This is a genomic window from Planktothrix sp. FACHB-1355 (assembly GCF_014748295.1).
GTDB classification, from domain to species: domain Bacteria; phylum Cyanobacteriota; class Cyanobacteriia; order Cyanobacteriales; family Aerosakkonemataceae; genus Aerosakkonema; species Aerosakkonema funiforme_A.
In genome coordinates, this window is record NZ_JACJUP010000735.1 from 1 (window position 1) to 3,628 (window position 3,628).

Below are 3,628 nucleotides of genomic sequence, written 5' to 3' on the forward strand. Positions count from 1 at the left end.
GGCGAGGGAATTGCCCCCAGCGAATTTGAAAAGTTATTCAAACCATTCGTGCAAACGGCATCGGGCCAAAAAGTGCAGGAAGGAACCGGGTTAGGGTTGACTATCAGCTGCCAATTTGTGTGTTTGATGGGAGGTGACATAACGGTTATCAGTGGCGGGAAAGCTTTCAGTCCGGGTGCCGATCGCTGCGAAATAAACAAGGATATAAGGGTGGGTACAACATTTAAGTTTAAAATTCGAGCCGGCACTGTCAAGGCGATCGCAACTGAGAATCAACCCCAAAGTCGTGGTGTGATTGCCCTTGCCCCCAATCAACCCCTCTATCGAATGCTCATAGTTGATGATAATACCTATAACCGCCAGCTTTTGATTAAGCTGCTCCATCCCCTTGGCTTTGAACTACAATCGGCTCATAATGGCTATGAAGCGTTACAAATTTGGTCGCGCTGGCAACCTCACTTAATCTGGATGGATATGCGAATGCCAGAGATGGACGGGTACGAGGCAACTAAACAGATTAGAAAGGCTGAAGCCGCAAAGCTAAACGATGAATTAAATTCTACCGTGGCTGCTTCATCCTCACTCGATCATCGTTCTACTGCGATTATTGCCATTACTGCCAGTTCCTTGCCAGAAGAAAAAGCGGCTGTTTTGGCGGCTGGTTGCGATGATTTTATTCGCAAACCTTTCCCAGAACACGAAATATTTGATGCTATTCAAAAACATTTGGGGGTGGATTTTATTTATGAGGAAACTACTGCTGTAAGCAGGTCTGATACCACAGAAATACTAGGGATATATGCGGAAAATATCGCTACTTTACCTGGTGATTTATTGCTTGTTTTACGTCATGCGATCGTTGAGGGAGACTTGGAACAAATAACTATAATTATCGAAGAATTGCGTCTACACAATCAAATGTTGGCTCAGTATTTACTTACTTTAGCTAACCAATATCAATTCGAGCAATTACTGAGTTTAATCCAGACAGAACATAGCTTATGAGCGCAACCCAAGGTCTTGCACCTAAAGCAAATATTTTGGTTGTAGACGATACACCAGGAAACATCAAGTTATTAACTCAAATTTTATCCAATCATGGATATAAAGTGCGCGTTTCTCCAAGTGGCAAACTGGCGCTACAATCTTCTCAGTCAAATCCCCCCGATCTGATTTTGCTCGATGTCAATATGCCAGAAATGGATGGTTATGAAGTTTGCCAAAATCTCAAAGAGTCTGAGCAAACTCGCGATATTCCAGTTATTTTTATCAGCGCTTTAGACGAAGCCATTAATAAAGTTAAAGCTTTCGGAGCCGGTGGAGTTGACTATATTACCAAGCCATTTGAGCCTTCAGAAGTTTTAGCGCGGATCGAAAATCAACTTCGCCTTCGCGAACTTCAACTGCAACTGATAGAGCAGAATGAACTACTGCAAAAGCATCTGGAAGCACGCCGACAAACAGAATTGGAAATTCGTTTATTACTGGTAACAACTCAAGCAATTAATCGCCATAATGATATTCACTCTGCTTTACAAGCTGTCTTGCATTTAGTCTGCATAACAATTCAATGGGACTATGGAGAAGCTTGGATTCCCAGCGAAAATAGAAGCGTTTTAGAATGCAGTCAAGGTTGGTACAGTAACGATCCCAAATTTTTAGAATTTAGGAACCAAAGTTCAACGGTTACTTATGCTGCAAACGTTGGATTTCAAGGCAAAATTTGGGCTGACAAGCAACCGCAGTGGAGCGAAGATATTTCATTTGCAAAAAATTTATTTTTTTTGGATTCGCAAATGCGTGATGCGGGCTTAACATCTGCATTTGGTGTTCCCATATTGCTAGAAAATGAAGTATTAGCAATTATTGTTTTTTACAACAAAAAGTTTACGCCTAAAAATGCACGAGTAATCGATTTGGTTACCGCTGTGGCGGCTCAGTTAGGTTCTCTAATTCAGCGGAAAAAAACTGAAGAAATCCTGCGAATTACTCAAGAGCGCTATCGCAGTATTGTGGAAAATGCCGTAGAGGGTATCTATCAAAGTACACCAAACGGACGTTACCTAAGTGCTAATCTAGCGCTGGCAAGGACTTATGGGTATGATTCAGCGGAAGAGTTAATGACAAGTTTGCAAAATATCGAACAGCAGCTTTATGTCGATCCTCGCCGTCGCCACGATTTTTTGGCGGAAATGGAAAAAAATCATGCTGTACTTGGATTTGAGGCGCAAGTTTACCGGAAGGATGGCAAAATTATTTGGATTTCGGAAAATGCGCGTGCGGTGCGAGATTCTAAGGAAAAGTTACTTTACTACGAAGGGACAGTTTCTGATATCACTGCCCGCAAAATAGCTGAGGAGAAAACAGAAAAGCTACTATTGAATATATTGCCAAAGCCTGTTGCCGATCGCTTGCAACAAAATCAGCAGGTGATTGCAGATAGCTTTGCTGATGCGAGCGTTTTATTTGCGGATTTAGTAGGATTTACAAATTTGGCATCGCAAAAAAATCCTACGGAGATTATACAACTCCTGAATCAGATTTTTAGCGAATTTGACCAATTATCCAAACAACACGGTTTGGAAAAGATTAAAACCATTGGTGATGCTTACATGGTAGTCGGCGGGGTGCCAATTCCAGGTGCCGATCGCGTTGAGGCGATCGCGGAAATGGCACTGGATATGCACGCGGCTATTGTCAAATTTAATACCGAAACACGCGAAAATTTACGCCTCCGTATCGGTATTAATATTGGCCCCGTAGTCGGTGGGGTAATCGGTTTAACCAAATTCATCTACGATTTGTGGGGAGATACCGTCAACGTCGCTTCTCGTATGGAGTCAACGGGCGTCCCAGGTGAAACGCAGGTCACAGCAGCAGTTTACGATCGCCTCAAAGCAAAATTTCTTTTTCAAGAAAGAGGTACGATACAAATTAAAGGTAAGGGCGAGATGACGACTTATTTTCTGACAGGCAGGAAATAAACATCAAACAATTTATCAATGGGGAGATAAAATTATAGAGTAGCCTGAGTTAACTCAGCGTCATATCTCCCTTTGTACCGATGATTTACGGTGCAAAAAATTTTACTATAGGTAAAACTGGTGAAGACTAAGTGCCTAACGCACACTCAGAAAAATTAATATTAAAGCAGCTTATGACTCAGGGGCAGTCTTTCCCGTCCAAAGCGAACATCTTAGTTGTAGACGATACAGCGGAAAATTTGACTTTATTAAATCAAATTTTGTCAAATCAAGGCTATAAAGTGCGGGTAGCTCCTAATGGCAAATTGGCTCTCAAATCTGTACTCTCAAGTCCTCCCGATCTGATCCTTCTGGATATCAGAATGCCAGATATGGACGGTTACGAAGTTTGTCGGCATCTCAAAGAGGATTGGCGAACGCGGGATATCCCGGTAATCTTTATCAGCGCTATGGATGCAGCCATAGATAAGGTGAATGCTTTTACGGTGGGTGGAGTGGATTATGTGACAAAACCATTTGAGGCGATCGAAGTTTTGGCGCGGATTGAAAATCAATTGCGCTCGCGTCATTTTCAGTTAGAATTGCAAGCTCAAAATGCCCAGTTGCAGTTTTTATTGACGACAACTCAAGCGATTAACTCTGCT

Annotated in this window: 3 protein-coding genes; all 3 read left to right on the forward strand. The window is 42.2% G+C overall.

Annotation, left to right across the window (positions count from 1 at the left end):
* On the forward strand, positions 1 to 1,005 hold a 1,005-nt coding region (locus H6S82_RS23950; RefSeq protein WP_191056822.1), incomplete at its 5' end, for a response regulator.
* Positions 1,002 to 2,984, forward strand: coding sequence for an adenylate/guanylate cyclase domain-containing protein (locus tag H6S82_RS23955; RefSeq protein WP_190473884.1), 1,983 nt, complete (start codon positions 1,002 to 1,004; stop codon positions 2,982 to 2,984). The genes H6S82_RS23950 and H6S82_RS23955, both read left to right, overlap by 4 nt.
* Before the next feature lie 173 nt (positions 2,985 to 3,157).
* Positions 3,158 to 3,628: response regulator (locus tag H6S82_RS23960; protein WP_191056823.1), on the forward strand; the 471-nt coding region annotated here is incomplete at its 3' end.